Genomic DNA, 17,739 nt, shown 5'->3' with positions numbered 1-17,739 from the left:
GGCGCTAACCTGCCAGCCTGTTTCCTATGTCCGCGCACACCTGTTTCCAAGGTCCCCGGTCCATACAGCGAAGCAAAAGAAAGTGAGTCGCCCGCCGGGGCGAGTCCCGGCCCCGGGAAAAAACCACCCACCAAAAAGCAAAAAACACCCCTCAGCCCCGACCCAACAAAGCAGGCACAGCAGAAGCCAACATAGCCACCCCGGAAGCCGTCAACAACCCCAACACCAACTTCCGAAACGCAGCCTCACTGATCCCCACATAGAGCCGGGCCCCCAGCAACACAGGCAACGCAACCGCAAGCGCCACCACACCGAGAAGTGGAACCGTCGAACGCGCAATGCTGCCACTCGCAAGATGAACAGCAAACGCCACCATCAGCATAGACAGGTTGAAGTTCTGAATCACCGCACGCTGCGTATCGCGCTGGAAGCCGCGCAGCGTGCACCAGAGCGTGGGAATGGTTCCCGAGAAACCGCCGATGCCGGCCATGGCGCCGCCGATGGCACCGGCAACCCCGTCCGCCACGCGGCCGCCGAAGGCGATCTTCGGCAGGTGCTGCGACATCAGCATGGCCGGGCACCACAGCACAAGCAGCACGCCAAGGCACAGCTTGAAGACCACGAGGTCAAGGTGCGGCAGCAGCCACACACCGAAAGGCACGCCTACGAGTCCGCCAAGCACAAAGGGCCACAGCAGGCTCTTGTCGAAGGCGCGGCGCACCGTGACGGCAGCGATCACCTGCCCGGTGAGCGCCCCGAACAGCGCAAGCAGCGCCGCCAGCTGAGGCTCCAGTGTCCAGGCCCACACTGACATGGCCACCATGCCGAACGCAAAGCCGGACAGGCCCTGCACGAAGCCCGCCAGCACTGCACCGGCGATCACTGACACATACAAGGCTTGCATGCGGCCGATGATATCGGTCGCTGTTCAACGACCCGGCAGGGGCTCAGGCAGAGGCCGGTACCAGCGCCGTGCGGCGCACCCGGCGCACATTGAAGGCGCTGGCGATCAGCACGCCCTGCACCACCGCCAGGCCGACGATGACGCTCGTGTACTGCCCGTGGTCCATGAGGCGGCCGAACACCAGCGGCGCCAAGGCCTGGCCGATGTCCAGGCCCGCGTACACCACGCCGTAGACGCGGCCGGTGGCGTTGGGCGGGGTCGACTTCTTCACCAGCAGGTCGCGCGAAGGGCCGGCCACGCCGGAGACGAACCCCATCATGCCGAACAGCACCGGCACCACGATCGGCGGGAAGTCCGCGAAGGCCAGCACCAAGGCCAGCATGGCGGCCACGCCGAAGCCAGCGCCCACGATGCGCTCGCAGCGCGACGGATCGGACGCGAGAAAGCCGCCCACCACCATGCCGGCCGCGCTGGCCACCATGTAGACGGTGAGGCACACCGCCACCAGCGCCACCGGCACCGCATGCAGGTGGCCCGCCGCCACCGGCGCGAAGGTCTGCACCACGCTGATCACGGCGGCGTAGAAAAAGAAGAAACCGAAGCACATCCACACCGCGGGAATGCGCAGGAAGTCGAACTCGCCGCCGGCGGGCGCGGGCTCGCCCTGCCCGGTGGCCTTGTGCACGGCCGCCGCGTCGAGCGACAACGCACTGCGGTAGACCCAAAGCACCAGCAGCACCACGATGGCCACGGCGCCCGCGGACGCCAGCGCGACGCGCCACGAATAGGCAATGGCAATCGGCACCACGAAGGCCGGCGCCAGCGCCCAGCCCAGGCTGCCGGTGATGCCGTGCACGCTGTAGGCATGGCCCAGCCGCGTGGGCGCGACCTTGCGGTTGAACAGCGTGTAGTCGACCGGGTGGAACACGCCGTTGCCGATGCCGCCGACCACCGCGCACGCCAGCAGCATCCAGTAGCTCTGCGCCGCTGCGTAGCCGAAAGCCGCAAGCCCCAGCGCGCCCAGCCCCACGAACAGCACCGGGCGAGGGCCCAGCTTGTCTACGATGAAGCCCGAGGCCGCCTGCACGATGCACGAGACCACGAAGAACACCGTGAGCACCGCGCCCAGCTCCACATAGCTCACGTTGAACGCGTCCTTCAGCCAGGGAAACAACGGCGCCAGGATGAGCTGGCTGAAGTGGCTGACCGCATGGGCCAGGCCGACCAGCCCGATCAGCTTGGCGTCGGTGCGCAAGGTGGTGGCCGGAACGGCGGCGGAGGATGAAGAGGACATGGATTGCTACAAAAAACCGGGGCGGGCTTCGATCCTATGCGGCGGGGACGCGGCAGAATGGCGATACAGCGACAACATTTGTCGAAACCATGCCAAGCGCCGCCTCCCCCGCTGCCTCTTCTTCCGTCGCAACTTCTCCCGCGACCGCGCCGGCCAACAGCGTCGGGCCGCTCACGCCACACCTCTACGCCCCCGACGCAGTGCGCCCGCTGCGCGCCAAGGAACATTTCCTGAGCGCCGACACCCTGGTCGAGCTGCACGAGCACCCGTGGCCGCAGCTCACCTTCTCGACCCGCGGCGTGATCCGGCTCAGCACGCAGGACGGCAGCTACATCGTGCCGCCCTCCCGCGCGCTCTGGGTGCCGGCGAACATGCCGCACAGCATCACGCTGATCGAAGACGCAGAGCTGCGCACCGTCTACCTGCACGCCTGGATCGCTCCCACCTGGGAGAAATGCGAGGTGCTGGAGATCAGCCCACTGCTGCGCGCACTGATGCTGGCGCTCGACACCACGCCCGACGGCCTGCCGCCGGCCGACCCGCACGCGCCGCAGCGCGAACGCATGATCGCGCCGCTGCTGGTGGACGAGGTCGAGCGCGCCACGCAGATCCGCATCGACGTGCCGCTGCCCGCCGACAAGCGCCTGCGCCAGCTCTGCGAGGCGCTGCTGCGCAACCCGGCCGACCGCGCCACGCTGGCCGAGCGCGCCGCCACCATCGGCGCCAGCGAGCGCACGGTGGCGCGGCTGTTTCGCGACCAGCTCGGCATGAGCTGGCAGCAATGGCGCCAGCAGGCCGTGATGGCCCATGCGCTGCCGCTGCTAGCGCGCGGCATGGCCGTGAGCCAGGTGGCGGCGGCCAGCGGCTATGCCACCGACAGCGCCTTCTGCGCCATGTTCAAGGCGGCGACCGGCCGCTCGCCGACCTCGTTCCAGCACCGCAAGCGCGCCGCGGCAAGCTGAACCCGTGGGGCATCGCGCGGCGGGTCATGCCGCTCTGGCAAGATCGGCGACCGACACCATGCACTCACCGATCCCACTGCAGTTGGCGCCCGAAGCCCCGGCGCCCACATGGACCGCCGACATCTGGCTGCGCATGCGCCGCCATTTCCTGCTGAAGGCGGTCGGCACCACGGTCTTCACGTGGCTGTTCTTCATCGGCTACTTCCAACTGCTGCGCAATCCGTCGTTCCCGATCACGGTGATGCCGCTGACGCCGCTGGACCACCTCATTCCGTTCCAGCCCTATGCATTGGGCGCCTACCTGTCGCTCTGGTTCTACGTCGGCATCGCGCCGGGGCTGCAGCTCACCTTCCGCGAGCTGGTGGTCTACGGGCTGTGGATCGGCGGGCTGTGCATCACCGGGCTGGGGCTCTTCTATTTGTGGCCGACGCAGATTCCGCCGCTGTCCATCGACGTGTCCGGCTTTCCCGGCTTTGCGATGCTGCAGGGCGTGGACGCGGCGGGCAACGCCTGTCCCTCCATGCACGTGGCGGTGGCCATCTTCACCGCCATCCGCATCGAGCACGTGCTGCGCGAAACCCGCACGCCGGCGCCGTGGCGCGTGCTGAACTGGGCGTGGTTCGCCGCCATCGCCTACTCGACGCTGGCCGTCAAGCAGCACGTGGTGCTCGACGCGGCGGCGGGTGCCCTGCTGGGCGTGGTGTTCGCCCTGCCCTCGCTGTACTGGCGCCCGGGGAAGCGTTTGCGAGGGGATGCCCCTCACGCGGGAGCGGATATCATTGGCCATCATTGACCACAACAGCCGGAATGAGGAAGGGATCGATCCAATGGCATGCCCTGCAGGGGTGGCAATCGATCAGCGGCAGCACATGACGACAGGCATCGCACGATGAGTTCGCTGAAGGAATTGCAGGACCTGATCCACGAGAAGTACGGCATCGAGCCGTCGAAGCTCGACCCACACGCCTCGATGCGGGAAACCGGCGGACTCGATTCGCTGGCACTCGCCGAATTCCTGTTCGCCATCGAAGACCACTTCGGCATCACCATGCCCGACGAGGACGCGAACATCGACACCCTGGCCGAACTCGCGGCGCTGGTCGACAAGGTCCGCGCGGCAAAGGCAGCGTGAACCACGAGGTCGCCGTCACCGGACTGGGCGTTGTGGCGCCGCACGGCGACTCGCCCGGCGCGCTGTTCCAGGCCTTGCTGCAAGGCCATTCGGCCATCCAGCCCGTTTACCCCGAACTCCCCAAGCCGGCCGCCGCGGCCACCGTCGCCTTCGACGAGACGCGCTGGTTCACCAAGCTGCAGCTCGCGGGCGTCGACCGCGTGAGCCAGCTGGCCGTGGCAGCGGCCGACATGGCGATGCGCGACGCGGGCATCGCGGCGGGCGATGCCGACCCCGAACGCATCGGCGTCTTCGCCGGTTGCGGCATGGGCGGCGCCGCGGCGCTGGAAGCCGCCTATCGCGGCAATGGCCGCGTGTCGCCGCTCACCATTCCTGCCTTCATGCCCAACGCACCCGCCGCCCACGTGGCCATGCGCCAGGGCGTTCAGGGCCCGGTGCTCACTTATTCGGTCGCCTGCGCCTCGTCGTCGGCGGCCATTGCCGAGGCGGCCAAGGCGGTGCAGCGCGGCGAGGTCGACATCGCGATTGCCGGCGGCAGCGAAGCGCTGATCGTGCCGGGCGTGGTTCTGGCCTGGCAGGCGATGCAGACGCTCGCCACCTTCCAGCCCGGCGAAGCGGCCGGCGCGGTGCGGCCCTTCGCGGCCGACCGCAGCGGCTTCGTGCTGGGCGAAGGCGCGGCCTTCCTGATTTTGGAATCCGCCGAGCGCGCCCGCGCCCGTGGCGCCCGCAGCTACGCCACGCTGGCCGGCTGGGGCCTGAGCAGCGACGCCACCCACCTCACCAAGCCCGACGCCCCCGGCCAGGCCCGCGCACTGCGCGCCGCGCTGCGGCAAGCCGGCCTGCAGCCGCGCGACGTGGGCTATTGCAACGCGCACGGCACGGCCACGCGCATCGGCGACGTGGTCGAGCGCAATGCACTGGCCGACGTGTGGGGCGACGACCTCGGCGCGCTGCGCGTGAGTTCGACCAAGGCGCTGCACGGCCACCTGCTGGGCGCGGCGGGCGCGCTCGAAGCGCTCATCACCGTGCTCGCAGTGCACGAGCGGCAACTGCCGCCCAATGCGCACTGCGCGGAAATCGACCCGGCGTGCAGCCTGAACCTGGTGCAGCCGGGCGACACGGCGGCACCGTCGCTCGAGGCGGCCGTCAGCAATTCTTTCGCCTTCGGCGGTACGAACTCGGTGCTGCTGTTCCGCCGGGCCTAGCTGCGCGGGTCCGCCGATCGCGCAGGCGAGCGCGCCTTGATCGCGCGATGTCCATCGCATTCCCCCTTGATCTGGCAACCTGCGAGTCGATTCGACAGGAGTTTGGATGTCAATCTTCGATTTCGAGGCATACCAGAGAGCCGGTTTCGGCGTGGTCCGCAACGCGGTTCCTGAATCCCTGCTATCGGCTCTTTGCGCGCAACTGGAGCGAGCGGATGCTGACGTGCGTCGGATTGATGACGAAGAAAAGGCGCGAAACATCGTCTTCGAAAAAGACCTGTCAGACGCCGGGCGGATGGGGTTTCCCGCCGGTGATGTCGGCGAGGCGCCCTTCATCATTGGCGATCTCTGCCGCTATGTCCCTTTGTGCTCGAGCCTGTTGCGCGTGCCGGCTGTCACCGAGACCGCTGCCCTCGCTCTGGGTGCGAAACACATGGCGGCGCACTTCATGAACGCCACCATCAAGCACCCGATGTTCGGGCGAGCCATTGGCTGGCATAGAGATTTTCCAAACGACTACCTGAGCGGCACCCGCTCGACTTTCGTCAGGCTGATGATCTGCCTGGACGGGATGCACGAGCGAGGGGGTGCCACCCGCTTTCTTCCGGGAACCCACACGATCAGCGACGAAGATGCGCTGAACGAGAAAAAGGCGGGCATTCGACATCGCCATGACCAATATGCTGGCTGTGCCGCTGAATGCGATCCAGGAGACATCGTGGTGATCCATCCAAAAATCGTGCATGGAAGCCCGGTGAATCTGAGCGCAACCGCTCGCCGCAACATCGTCATGCAAGTTGGCATTCAGGGAATGGCGCTGAGAGGAGTGCACGAGACAATCACAGGCGCCAAATTGGGTGACGTGACCTACTGACCGCAGGCGCATTCCAAGCGTCTAGGCTGCCGCCGCGAGCAGCCACTCGACGAAGGCACCGACCAGCGCATCGTCGGCGCGGCTCGGCGCCACGAACACGCTGTAGCCACGGCTCGACGGCACCCGTTCGGGGCAGGCCAGCACCAGTTCGCCCGAGCGCAGTTCGCGCTCGATGAAGTACTCCGGCACCAGCCCCACGCCCAGGTCGGCGCGCACCGCCGCGACCAGCGACGAGAACAGGTCGAAGCGGTGCCCGGCCACCAGGTTGTCGGGGGCACGCGCGTTCGCCGACTGGCCGAACCATTCCTCCCAGGCGCCCATGCGCGTGCGCAGATGCAGTAGCGGCGCGGCACGGAAGTCGCCGCGCGCCATCGCCGCCCGGCCTTTCGCCTTTGGCGAGCAAACCACCACGCACGGCTCGCCCATCAACGGCAGCGCATTGGCGCCGGGCCACACCGCGTCGTCGTACTGCACGCCGACGTCGAAGGGCAGGTCCTCCATGTAGAGATGCGTCGGAAACACCTGCAGATGCAGGCTGCAGCCCGGGTGCTGCGCGATGAATTCCGGCAGCCTCGGCGTGAGCCACCCCTCGGCCAGCACCGGCACCGCGCCCACCAGCAGGCGCAGGCCGTCGGCGCGCTGCGCCATTGCCTCCAGCGTGTGGTTCTGCAGCCGCAGCAGGTCGCCGGAAATCTGGCCGTGGTAGCGCCGACCCGGCTCGGTCAGCTCGGTGCCGCGCGCGGTGCGCTGCACCAGCCGCACGCCGATCTGCGACTCCAGCAGCCGCAGTTGCTGGCTCACCGCGCTGTGGGTCAGGCAGAGCTCTTCCGCGGCCTTGCCCACGCCGTGATGGCGCGCCACCGCGTCGAAGATCAGCAGCGCGCGGGTGCTGGGAATATGGCGGCGCATAAGGCTTTCGTTAGAAAAACTGACAACGCGGAAGATTAAACCAGAGCACGCGCTTGGCACAGCCGCAAGAATCGCTGACGACGCCGCGTCGGCGGCGCCTCTCTTTCCACCGGTTTTTCTTTCAAGGACATTCCCGCACCATGTCTCGCCCCGTGTCTCTTCGCCTCGCCCTGCTCGTCCTCGCCCTGGCGTCCGCCGCCGCCGGCTTCGCGCATGCCCAGACCGGTTCGGTCGCGGCCACGCCCGCGCAGGTGCGCCCCGAGGTGGACAAGGCCTACACGCAGCTGATGGCGTCGCCGCAGATCCAGAAGCTGCTCGACGCGGTGAAGGCCGACCATGCCCGCTCGGTGGAAGACCTGAAGATGCTCACCGAGATCGAGGCGCCCCCGTTCAAGGAACAGAAGCGCGCCGAAGCCTTCCTGGCGCGCATGAAGGCCCTGGGCCTCGACGACGCGAAGATCGACGCCGAAGGCAACGTGGTCGGCCTGCGCAAGGGCACGGGCAACGGGCCCAAGCTGCTGATCTCGGCCCACCTCGACACCGTGTTCCCCGCCGGCACCGACGTGAAGGTGAAGGAGCGCGACGGCAAGCTCTACGCGCCCGGCATCTCCGACGACACGCGCGGCCTGTCGGTGCTGCTGTCGTGGCTCAAGGTGCTGAACGACAACAAGATCCAGACCGTGGGCGACCTGCTGTTCGTCGGCAACGTGGGCGAGGAAGAACTGGGCAACCTGCGCGGCATGAAAGCCATCTTCCGCGACAACCTCGACATCGACGGCATGGTCGGCCTCGAGCCCGCGCCCGAAGGCACGGTGCTGATGCTCGGCACCGGCAGCCATCGCTACGAAGTGACCTTCAAGGGCCCCGGCGGCCACAGCTTCGGCGCGTTCGGCCAGGTGCCCAGCGCCATCCACGGCATGGGCCGCGCCATTGCCAAGATCGCCGACGTGCGCACGCCCACCTTCCCCAAGACGACGTTCACCGTGGGCACGGTCGGCGGCGGCACGTCGGTCAACACCATCGCACCCGACGCGCGCATGGCGGTCGACATCCGCTCCGACGAAATGGCGCCGCTGCTGGAGACCGAGAAGAAGATCCTCGCGGCCATCGACGAGGCCGTGGTGGAGGAAAACAAGCGCTGGAACGTCAACACGCTGAGCGTGAGCACCAAGCTCATCGGCGACCGCCCGGGCGGCCGCACGCAGTCGGACACGGTGATCGTCGAGGCCGCCACGCGCTCGAACGCGGCCTTCGGCCACAAGACGCTGCTGACTGGCGCGAGCACCGACGCGAACGTGCCGATGTCGCTGGGCATTCCGGCCATCATCATCGGCGGCGGCGGCAAGACGGGCGGCTTCCACGCGCTGAGCGAATGGATCGACGTGACCGACGGCTGGAAGGGTGCGCAGAACTCGCTGGTGACGGTGCTGGGGCTGGTCGGCGTGCAGGGCACGAGTGCGCCTTTGCTGGAAAAGCGCCCGCCCCGCACGAAGTAGGCCAGGCGCGTGCCAGGGGCTGTGCCCCTGAAAGTCTCCGGTATGCTGATGGCCGCTTTCCATCACGCTGACCGACAGGAGGACACCATGCACGCCCGCTCCACCCTCATCGCCCTGGCACTGCTCGCGGCAGGTGCCTCGGCGCAAGCCAACAACCTGCTCGACCAGCTGAAGGAAAAAGCCGGCGAGGCCGCCAGCGCCAACACCCAGGGCGGCACCGGCGGTTCCTCGCTCGGCGGCCTGGGCAGCAACCTCGGCTTCAAGATGCCCGCCATCGGCTCCAGCACCATCGGCAACGCGGCAGGGGTGCTGCAGTACTGCGTCAAGAACAACTACCTGGGCGGCGACGCGGCCTCGGTGAAAGACAAGCTGCTCGCCAAGATCACCGGCCAGAAGCCCCAGGAAACCGGCTTCGCCAACGGCGCCAAGGGCCTGCTCAAGGGCGGCGACGGGCAGACGCTGAACTTCAAGATCCTGTCGTCCAAGCTCAAGACCAAGGCCTGCGACTACGTTCTCAAGAACGCAACGTCGCTGATCTAGGCACGCCTCAGCTCCCAATGCTTCGCGCAGCCGCGTAAGCTCTCCGCGCCCGCGCGGCATCAAGCACCGTTGCGGGCGCCATCCGTCATCCATGAATCCGGCCACCACCTCCCCTTCCCTGCGCCAGCGCCTCTCCCGCTGGGTCCCCTGCCTTGCCTGGCCCCGTCCCTCCGCCGCGCTGCTGCGCAACGAGGCGATGGCCGGCATCACCGTCGCGCTGATGGTCATTCCGCAGGGCGTGGCGTATGCCGCGCTGGCCGGCATGCCGCTGGTGACGGGCGTGTATGCCGCGCTGTTCCCGGCGCTGATCGCGGTGATGTTCAGTTCGTCCCAGCGGCTGTCGGTCGGCCCCACGGCGCTCACCAGCCTGCTGGTCGGTGCCTCGCTCGCGCCGCTGGCGGTGGCAGGCAGCGCCGAGTGGGTGGCGATGGCGGTGTGGCTCACGCTGATGTCCGGCGCCATCCAGATCGTGCTGGGCGCGGGGCGCTTCGGCTGGCTGCTGCGGCTGGTCAATTCGCCGGTGCTTATCGGCTTCACGCAGGGGGCGGCGGTGCTGATCGCCATATCGCAGCTGCCCGCGCTGCTGGGCTTCACCGGCCGCACCATTCCACAGGTGCTGCGCGGCGGCCCGTTGCCCGACCTGGTGGCCATCGCCTTCGGCCTCGGCAGCATCGCGGTGCTGTGGCTCGGCAAGCGGCTGCTGCCGCGCTTTCCGACCACGATGGCGCTGGTGGCCGGCGCGGCCGCGATCAGCTGGGTGATCAACTACGCGCTGCGCGGCGGCGCGGTGGTCGGCAGCCTGCCTTCGGGCCTGCCGTCCTTCTACTGGCCCGGCCTGCTGCCGATGGGCACGCTCGGCGCGCTGGTGCTGCCGGCGCTGATGATCACGCTGGTGAGCTTTCTGGAAACCGCATCGAGCGCCAAGGTCGACAACGCACGCGCGGGCACCCTCTGGAACGAAAACCAGGACCTGATCGGCCAGGGCCTGGCCAAGCTGGCCTCGGGCTTCTCGGGCGCTTTCCCGACCAGCTCGTCGTTCTCGCGCTCGGCCATCACGCTCTATGCGGGCGCGCAGACCGGCTGGGCGACGCTGTTCAGCGTGGTGGTGGTGGCGGGCGCGCTGCTGTGGCTGATGCCGCTGCTCTATCACGTGCCGCAGGCGGTGCTGGCGGCGGTGGTGGTCACGGCCATCCTGGGGCTGGTGAAGCCGGCAAGCTTCACCGCGCTGTGGCGCATCTCGCGCATCGAGGCGGGCATTGCCTTCGGCACCTTCGTGCTGACCATCGCGACCGCGCCCAGCATCTACTGGGGCGTGCTGGGCGGGCTGCTGGCGGCCCTGGCGCACTACATGTACCGCCACCTGCATCCGCGCATCATCGAAGTGGGCCTGCACCCCGACGGCAGCCTGCGCGACCGCAATCTCTGGAAGCTGCCGCCGCTGGCGCCGCAGCTCTATGCGCTGCGCATGGATGCCGAGCTCGACTTCGCCTCTGCCTCCACGCTCGAACGCGCCCTCACCGTGGCGCTGGCCGAACGGCCCGGACTCACCGACGTGTGCCTGTTCGCGCAGCCGATCAACCGCATCGACATCACCGGCGCCGAAGTGTTCGGCTCGATCCGCCGGATGATGGAATCCAAGGGCATCCGCCTGCACCTGAGCGGCCTCAAGCTGCCCGCGATGCAGGTGCTTGAACGCGCCGGCCTGCTGGCCCCGGGCCCCATGCTGTTCAGCTACCGCACCGACGGCGAAGCGCTCGCTGCGCTGATGCCGCGCATCGACGTGCCGGGGGCTTCCGCCGAGACCGAATCCGCCGCCTGAAGCGCCCCCATGAAATCCACCATCGAAGAACTGGTTGCGTTCCGCACGGTGGTGGACACGGGCTCGATCACCGCCGCGTCGGAGCAGTTGGCGCAAACGGTCTCCGGCATCAGCCGCGCATTGAGCCGGCTCGAGCAGAAGCTCGACACCACGCTGCTGCGCCGCACCACGCGGCGGCTCGAACTCACCGAGGAAGGCGCGGCCTTCCTGCAGCGCACGCGCGCCATCCTCGATGCGATCGACGATGCCGAAGAGCAGATGGCCGCGCGCCGCCAGCAGCCCGCCGGGCGCCTGCGGGTGAACGCAGCCTCGCCCTTCATGCTGCATGCCATCGTGCCGCTGGTGCCTGAATTTCGGCGGCTCTATCCGCAGATCAGCCTGGAGCTGGACACCGACGACCTGCCCATCGACCTGCTGGAGCGCCGCACCGACATCGCGATCCGCATCGGCCCGCTGCGCGACTCCACGCTGCATGCGCGCCCGCTGGGCACCCACCGGCTGCGCGTGCTCGCGAGCCCCGCGTATCTCGAGGCCAGCGGCAAGCCGCGCAAGGTGGACGAGCTGGCCGGGCATGCGCTGCTCGGCTTCACACAGCCGGAGTCGCTCAACCGCTGGCCGCTGCGCGGTCCGCACGGCGACGAGTGGACCATCGCGCCGACGCTGATGGCATCGAGCGGCGAAACGCTGCGCCAGCTCGCGCTGGCCGGCGTGGGCATCGTCTGCCTGTCGGACTTCATGACGGGCGCCGACCGGGCCAGCGGCGCGCTGGTGCAGGTGCTGGCCAAGGACACGGTGGACGTGCGCCAGCCGGTGAACGCGGTGTACTACCGCAACACGCAGCTGTCGGCGCGCATCACCTCGTTCCTGGATTTCCTGTCGCAGCGCATGGCCTGAAGGCCCCGCGTCACTGCGGCTGCCGGGGCACGAAACGCTCGACCGTCGCGGAAGCGATCTCGTAGCCGCTCACACCCATGTCCGCCGACGCATAGCGCGCCGCCTTCAGCGTGCCGCTGACGTACACCGTGTCCATCGCATGCAGGCCCTTCACGGGGCCCGGCGCAATCACGTGCACGATCTGGTTGGCGGGCGGCGGCGGGGTGTGGATGCAGGCGCCGAAGTACGGCACCAGCAGGAACTCGCGGATGCCCTCTTGCGAGGCATCCAGCGGCACGACGAAGCCAGCGAGCTTGGCCGCCTTGCCGTCGAGCTCGACGTTGACCGGCGCGTTGTCCCAGACGGCGCGCATCTCGTCGAGCATCTGGATGGCCTGGGGATCGTTGTCGCGCAGCGCCTCGAGGCTGATGTTGCGGTAGCGCCTGGTCGGGTCCCAGCTCTTGGGGATCAGCGCTTCCCATTTGAGTTCGGGCGCCGCGGCGTTGCTGGCAACCTGCCCCGATGCCGCGTCCGGCGCGCAGCCGTCGAGCAGCACGGCCAGCGGTGTCAGCAGAAGCGCCGACAACAGGACGCGTGCGAAAAGACTTCTCATTCGCCTGATTGTGCGGGCGCGATGTTTCAGGCAGATAAAGCCCCGGCTTTGTCCCTTCCCCCGGCCTCGGCATACGTCAAGGCGCCGGCGCGCTCAGTCCCGCACCGGCCCGCGCAGGTTCTTGATCTGCGAGCGCTGGCTCTTGCCTTCGAGCCGGCGCTGCTTCGAACCGTAGGTCGGCTTGGTGGCACGCCGCACGCGCGGCGGCGCGGCCACGCTGTCGACCACCGCCTGCAGCCGCGCGAAGGCGTCGGCGCGGTTCATTTCCTGCGTGCGATGCTGCTGCGCCTTGAGCACCAACACGCCTTCCTGCGTGATGCGGCTGTCGCGCAGGGCGAGCAGCCGTTCCTTCACGTCGGGCGGCAGCGAACTGGCGTGGATGTCGTAGCGCAGGTGCACCGCGCTCGACACCTTGTTGACGTTCTGCCCGCCCGCGCCCTGCGCCCGGATGGCGCTGATCTCGACTTCGTCGGGATCGATCAGCACGGGCGGACGCAGCACGGCGCTCAGACCCGTTCGAAGACGGCGGCAATGCCCTGCCCGCCGCCGATGCACATCGTGACCAGCGCGTAGCGCCCGCCTGTGCGGTGCAGCTCGGCGATCGCCTTCGTGGTGATGATCGCGCCGGTCGCGCCCACCGGATGGCCCAGCGAAATGCCCGAGCCGTTCGGGTTCACCTTGGCGGGGTCGAAGCCCAGCTCCTTGATGACCGCGCAGGCCTGCGCCGCGAAGGCTTCGTTCGACTCGATCACGTCGAAGTCGCCTACCTTCAGGCCGGTGCGCTCCAGCACCTTGCGCGTGGCCGGCACCGGGCCGATGCCCATGTAGGCGGGCTCGACGCCGGCATGCGCATAGCCCACCAGGCGTGCGAGCGGCTTCAGGCCGCGCGCCTTGACGCTCTCGCCGGCAGCCAGCACCACCGCGGCGGCACCGTCGTTGATGCCCGAGGCATTGCCGGCGGTGACAAGCCCGTCTTTCTTGAACGCGGGTTTCATCTTCGACAGCGTCTCTACGGAGGTGTCGGCGCGCACATGCTCGTCGGTGTCGAACAGCACCACGCCCTTGCGCGTCTTCACCTCGACAGGAACGATCTGCTCCTTGAAGCGGCCCGCCGCGATGGCAGCCGCCGCGCGCTGCTGGCTGGCAACGGCCAGTTCGTCCATCTGCTCGCGCGTGATGCCGTAGCGCGCGGCCACGTTCTCGGCGGTGATGCCCATGTGGATCTTCTCCCACGGGTCGTGCAGGATGCCGAGCATGTAGTCGACCAGCACCGCGTCGCCCATGCGCGCGCCGTAGCGCGCCGAGGTGTCGAAGTACGGGCCGCGGCTCATCGATTCCGAGCCGCCGCCGATGGCGATGTCGCAGTCGCCCAGCGCGATGGCCTGCGCCGCCGACACGATGGCCTGCAGGCCCGAGCCGCACAGGCGATTGACGTTGAAGGCCGGCGTTTCGATGGGGCAACCCGCGTCGATGGCCGCCACGCGGCTCAGGTAGGCGTCCTTCACGTCGGTGGGGATCACGTTGCCCATCACCACATGGCCGATGGCATCGCCCGCGAGGCCGCTGCGCTCGATGGCGGCCTTCACTGCCGTGGTGGCCAGCTGGGTGTTGGGTACATCCTTCAAGGCACCGCCGAAGGTGCCGATGGCGGTGCGGGCGGTGCCGACCACGAAGATGTCGCGCGAAGTCATGGGATGTCTCTCCTGGATGAAAGCGAAAGCCGCAAGAAGCGGCGGCTGCAGGAGGACGATTCTGACGGCGAACGGCGCGACGGGTTGTCGCGCGTGGAATAGCGCAGGCTCAGCCGCGCGAGACCGACTTGGGCGACACGTCGGTCACGTCGCTGGCGCTGCCGCGAATGCGCACCGGGCGCTCCACCGATTCGCCGCGCGCCCGGGCATTGGCCACGTCTGCGGCGCTGGGTTCGCCCGGCTGTGCCGCATTGCGAAATTTGTCGAAGCCGGAGCGGGGGTTGAAGCGCATCACCCAAGGGCTCACGGGCTTGCCCGTGAGACGCCCCCAGGCGTAGCGCACACCCCACACAGCCGCCAGCAGCATGACCGCCACGGCCAGGCTGGCCGCAAAGACCAGCCCCAGGAGCAGAAGAATGACGCGAAAAATGAAGTTCATCATCCGACTTTAGGCCGAGGCAGCCGCGGTTGGTTCCCCGGTCTTCGTGAACGAGAACTGGCCCGGCGACCGGATCGGGTCGGTCGTGACCTCGATCGTGTCCTTCGGCCCGAAGCTGCCGTCCAGCAACAGCTTCGACAGCGGGTTCTCGATGCGCTGCTGGATGGCGCGCTTCAGCGGACGCGCGCCGAACACCGGGTCGAAGCCGACCTTGGCGATCTCCGCCAGCGCCGCCGGCGACACCTCCAGGCCCAGGTCCATCTTCGCGAGCCGCGCCTGCAGCACCTTGAGCTGGATCGCCGCGATCGATTCGATGTTCTTCGCGTCGAGCGCATGGAACACCACGGTCTCGTCGATGCGGTTCAGGAACTCGGGGCGGAAGTAGTTCTTCAGCTCGTCCCACACCGCTTCCTTGATCTCTTCCGAAGGCTTGCCCACCATGGCCTGGATGATGGGCGAGCCGATGTTGCTCGTCATCACGATCACGGTGTTCTTGAAGTCCACGGTGCGGCCCTGGCCGTCGGTCAGGCGGCCATCGTCCAGCACCTGCAGCAGCACGTTGAACACGTCCGGGTGAGCCTTCTCGACCTCGTCGAGCAGCACCACGCTGTAGGGCTTGCGGCGCACGGCTTCCGTGAGGTAGCCGCCCTCCTCATAGCCCACGTAGCCCGGCGGCGCGCCGATCAGGCGGGCGACCGAATGCTTCTCCATGAACTCGCTCATGTCGATGCGGATCAGGTGGTCTTCGCTGTCGAACAGGAAGCCCGCGAGCGCCTTGCACAGCTCGGTCTTGCCCACGCCCGTGGGGCCCAGGAACAGGAACGAGCCCGTGGGGCGGTTCGGATCGGACAGGCCCGAGCGCGAACGGCGGATCGCGTTGGCGACCGCACCGATGGCCTCGTCCTGGCCGACCACGCGCTCGTGCAGCTTGTCTTCCATCACGAGCAGCTTGTCGCGCTCGCCCTGCATCAGCTTGGCGACCGGAATGCCGGTGGCACGCGCCACGACCTCGGCGATTTCTTCCGCGCCGACTTGCGTGCGCAGCAGCGTGGGCGCGCTCGACTTGCCCTTGCTCGCCTCGCTGGCCTCGGCTTCCTTCAGGCGCTTTTCAAGTGCCGGCAGTTGGCCGTACTGGAGCTCCGCGACCTTGTTGAAGTCGCCCTTGCGCTTCCATTCCTCGATCTGGAACTTGATCTTGTCGACGTCTTCGCGCACCTGCGCGCTGCCCTGGGCCTGCGCCTTCTCGGCCTGCCAGATCTCGTCGTAGTCGGCGATTTCCTTCTGCAGCTTGACGATCTCGTCCTCGATCAGGCCGAGGCGCTTCTGCGAGGCCTCGTCCTTTTCGCGGCGCACGGCTTCGCGCTCGATCTGCAGCTGGATGAGGCGGCGGTCGAGCCGGTCCATGACCTCGGGCTTGGAGTCCATCTCGATCTTGATCTTGGCCGCGGCCTCGTCGATCAGGTCGATGGCCTTGTCGGGCAGGAAGCGGTCGGTGATGTAGCGGTCGCTCAGTTCGGCCGCGGCCACGATGGCCGGGTCGGTGATCTGCACGCCGTGGTGCACTTCGTATTTTTCCTGCAGGCCGCGCAGGATGGCGATGGTGGCCTCCACGCTCGGTTCGCCCACGATGATCTTCTGGAAGCGGCGCTCCAGCGCGGCATCTTTCTCGATGTACTTGCGGTATTCGTCGAGCGTGGTGGCGCCCACGCAGTGCAGCTCGCCGCGCGCAAGGGCCGGCTTGAGCATGTTGCCCGCATCCATGGCGCCTTCGGCCTTGCCGGCCCCGACCATGGTGTGCAGCTCGTCGATGAAGACGATGGTCTGGCCTTCGTCCTTCGCGAGTTCGTTGAGCACGGTCTTCAGGCGCTCTTCGAATTCGCCGCGGAACTTGGCGCCGGCCAGCAGCGCGGCCATGTCGAGCGACAGCACCCGCTTGCCCTTGAGCGAATCAGGCACCTCGCCCGCGACGATGCGCTGCGCGAGGCCTTCGACGATGGCGGTCTTGCCCACGCCGGGTTCGCCGATGAGCACGGGGTTGTTCTTGGTGCGGCGCTGCAGCACCTGGATGGCGCGGCGGATTTCCTCGTCGCGGCCGATGACCGGGTCGAGCTTGCCCAGCCGGGCGCGCTCGGTCAGGTCCATGCAGTATTTCTTGAGCGCCTCGCGCTGGCCTTCGGCATCGGCGCTGTTCACGCCCTGGCCGCCGCGCACGGCGTCGATGGCCGATTCGAGCGACTTGCGGCTCAGGCCGTTTTCGCGGGCGGTCTTGCCGATGTCGGCCTTGCTGTCGGCCAGGGCCAGCAGGAAGAGTTCGCCGGCAATGAACTGGTCGTTGCGCTTGATGGCTTCCTTCTCGGTGGCCTGCAGCAGCTTGCCGAGTTCGGGGCCGACCTGCACGATGTCGTGGCCCTGCACCTGCGGCAGCTTCTTGATGGCTGCCTCGGCCCCGTTCAGCAGGCCGGGCACGTTGACGCCGGCACGCTCCAGCAGGGCGCGGGGACCGTCGTCCTGCCGCAGCATCGCGGCCAGCAAGTGAGCCGGCTCGATGTAGGCGTTGTCGTTGCCCAGCGCGAGCGACTGTGCGTCGCCCAGTGCTTCCTGAAATTTGGTGGTGAGTTTGTCTTGTCGCATGGTGGTATTCCTGCATCCAAAATAGGGCCGTTCGGGCACGATTCAAGGCTGCCGGCCAGGCCGGCGCACTGGGCACGGGTATTGCACGAGACCCGTTTCCTGCCCGTAGGCATTTCTCTCTCTCGAATGGAGTCGATCATGGTTTTTTCAATGCAGCGCGTTCAGCCGGTCCGCCGGGCGATCGGCGCCGGCCTCTTTCTAGCCGCCATGGGCCTGTGCGGCCTTGCGCAGGCGCAAAGCGGCACCCCAATCCGCCTGCTGGTGGGCTTTCCGGCAGGGGCCGGCACCGACGCCATTGCACGCACGCTGGGCGAAAAGCTCAAGGACGTGCTGGGCGTGCCCGTGGTGGTCGAGAAC

Annotated in this window: 17 protein-coding genes and 1 pseudogene; 10 read left to right on the top strand and 8 right to left on the bottom strand. The window is 68.0% G+C overall.

Features of this window, described 5'->3' with window-relative positions:
• Positions 1-151 precede the first annotated feature (151 nt).
• Together AC1RVW_RS29130 and AC1RVW_RS29125 are read right to left on the bottom strand one after the other, a co-directional pair.
• Positions 152-904 (bottom strand): sulfite exporter TauE/SafE family protein, encoded by a 753-nt coding sequence (locus tag AC1RVW_RS29130; RefSeq protein ID WP_081270435.1) that lies wholly within the window; start codon positions 902-904, stop codon positions 152-154.
• 43 nt (positions 905-947) lie between these two features.
• On the bottom strand, positions 948-2,198 hold the full coding sequence (locus AC1RVW_RS29125; RefSeq protein ID WP_493204144.1) for an MFS transporter: 1,251 nt from the start codon (positions 2,196-2,198) through the stop codon (positions 948-950).
• A gap of 89 nt (positions 2,199-2,287) precedes the next feature.
• Between AC1RVW_RS29125 and AC1RVW_RS29120 the strand changes: the two genes are divergently transcribed.
• The 5 genes from AC1RVW_RS29120 to AC1RVW_RS29100 all read left to right on the top strand — a co-directional run bounded on the left by AC1RVW_RS29120 (position 2,288) and on the right by AC1RVW_RS29100 (position 6,371).
• Entirely contained in the window at positions 2,288-3,160 is an 873-nt protein-coding gene (locus tag AC1RVW_RS29120; protein ID WP_081270437.1) for an AraC family transcriptional regulator, read from the top strand.
• 58 nt (positions 3,161-3,218) lie between these two features.
• Entirely contained in the window at positions 3,219-3,953 is a 735-nt protein-coding gene (locus tag AC1RVW_RS29115) for a phosphatase PAP2 family protein (RefSeq protein ID WP_493204142.1), read from the top strand.
• Positions 3,954-4,049: 96 nt separating this feature from the next.
• A complete protein-coding gene (locus AC1RVW_RS29110; protein WP_081270439.1) occupies positions 4,050-4,292 on the top strand; it encodes an acyl carrier protein in 243 nt (80 codons plus the stop codon).
• On the top strand, positions 4,289-5,497 hold the full coding sequence (locus tag AC1RVW_RS29105) for a beta-ketoacyl-[acyl-carrier-protein] synthase family protein (protein WP_493204140.1): 1,209 nt from the start codon (positions 4,289-4,291) through the stop codon (positions 5,495-5,497). Before AC1RVW_RS29110 ends, AC1RVW_RS29105 begins: the two co-directional genes overlap by 4 nt.
• Before the next feature lie 106 nt (positions 5,498-5,603).
• Entirely contained in the window at positions 5,604-6,371 is a 768-nt protein-coding gene (locus AC1RVW_RS29100; protein ID WP_493204138.1) for a phytanoyl-CoA dioxygenase family protein, read from the top strand.
• 21 nt (positions 6,372-6,392) lie between these two features.
• On the opposite strand, the gene AC1RVW_RS29095 is transcribed toward AC1RVW_RS29100, so the two are convergent.
• Positions 6,393-7,280 (bottom strand): LysR substrate-binding domain-containing protein, encoded by an 888-nt coding sequence (locus AC1RVW_RS29095; protein ID WP_081270442.1) that lies wholly within the window; start codon positions 7,278-7,280, stop codon positions 6,393-6,395.
• A 140-nt stretch (positions 7,281-7,420) separates the two neighbouring features.
• Here AC1RVW_RS29095 and AC1RVW_RS29090 point away from each other — a divergent pair, with 140 nt between their 5' ends.
• The 4 genes from AC1RVW_RS29090 (at position 7,421) to AC1RVW_RS29075 (ending at position 12,029) form a co-directional block, all read left to right on the top strand.
• Complete coding sequence (locus tag AC1RVW_RS29090; protein ID WP_493204136.1) at positions 7,421-8,776, top strand: M20/M25/M40 family metallo-hydrolase; 1,356 nt, start codon at positions 7,421-7,423, stop codon at positions 8,774-8,776.
• Between the two features lie 87 nt (positions 8,777-8,863).
• Complete coding sequence (locus AC1RVW_RS29085; RefSeq protein ID WP_234382463.1) at positions 8,864-9,316, top strand: DUF2501 domain-containing protein; 453 nt, start codon at positions 8,864-8,866, stop codon at positions 9,314-9,316.
• A gap of 91 nt (positions 9,317-9,407) precedes the next feature.
• A complete protein-coding gene (locus AC1RVW_RS29080) occupies positions 9,408-11,135 on the top strand; it encodes a SulP family inorganic anion transporter (RefSeq protein WP_081270445.1) in 1,728 nt (575 codons plus the stop codon).
• Between the two features lie 9 nt (positions 11,136-11,144).
• Positions 11,145-12,029 carry a LysR substrate-binding domain-containing protein gene (locus AC1RVW_RS29075; protein WP_493204133.1) on the top strand — a complete coding sequence of 295 codons (885 nt, stop codon included), beginning with the start codon at positions 11,145-11,147 and terminating at the stop codon, positions 12,027-12,029.
• 10 nt (positions 12,030-12,039) lie between these two features.
• On the opposite strand, the gene AC1RVW_RS29070 is transcribed toward AC1RVW_RS29075, so the two are convergent.
• The 5 genes from AC1RVW_RS29070 to clpB all read right to left on the bottom strand — a co-directional run bounded on the left by AC1RVW_RS29070 (position 12,040) and on the right by clpB (position 17,382).
• Positions 12,040-12,621, bottom strand: a complete 582-nt coding sequence (locus AC1RVW_RS29070; RefSeq protein ID WP_205367154.1) for a DUF3299 domain-containing protein — start codon at positions 12,619-12,621, stop codon at positions 12,040-12,042.
• Between the two features lie 93 nt (positions 12,622-12,714).
• A complete protein-coding gene (gene arfB, locus AC1RVW_RS29065) occupies positions 12,715-13,122 on the bottom strand; it encodes an alternative ribosome rescue aminoacyl-tRNA hydrolase ArfB (RefSeq protein ID WP_081270448.1) in 408 nt (135 codons plus the stop codon).
• Positions 13,123-13,127: 5 nt separating this feature from the next.
• Positions 13,128-14,312, bottom strand: a complete 1,185-nt coding sequence (locus tag AC1RVW_RS29060; protein ID WP_081270449.1) for an acetyl-CoA C-acyltransferase family protein — start codon at positions 14,310-14,312, stop codon at positions 13,128-13,130.
• Between the two features lie 109 nt (positions 14,313-14,421).
• Positions 14,422-14,751, bottom strand: a complete 330-nt coding sequence (locus AC1RVW_RS29055; protein WP_234382460.1) for a hypothetical protein — start codon at positions 14,749-14,751, stop codon at positions 14,422-14,424.
• A gap of 9 nt (positions 14,752-14,760) precedes the next feature.
• Positions 14,761-17,382 (bottom strand): ATP-dependent chaperone ClpB, encoded by a 2,622-nt coding sequence (clpB, locus tag AC1RVW_RS29050; protein WP_493204130.1) that lies wholly within the window; start codon positions 17,380-17,382, stop codon positions 14,761-14,763.
• Between the two features lie 138 nt (positions 17,383-17,520).
• Here clpB and AC1RVW_RS29045 point away from each other — a divergent pair.
• Positions 17,521-17,739 (top strand): annotated as a pseudogene (locus tag AC1RVW_RS29045) (Twin-arginine translocation pathway signal); the annotation flags it as partial.

It is taken from the genome of Variovorax sp. MPBD4-3 (genome assembly GCF_058809745.1).
This window is presented reverse-complemented; position numbering and strand designations above follow the sequence as displayed.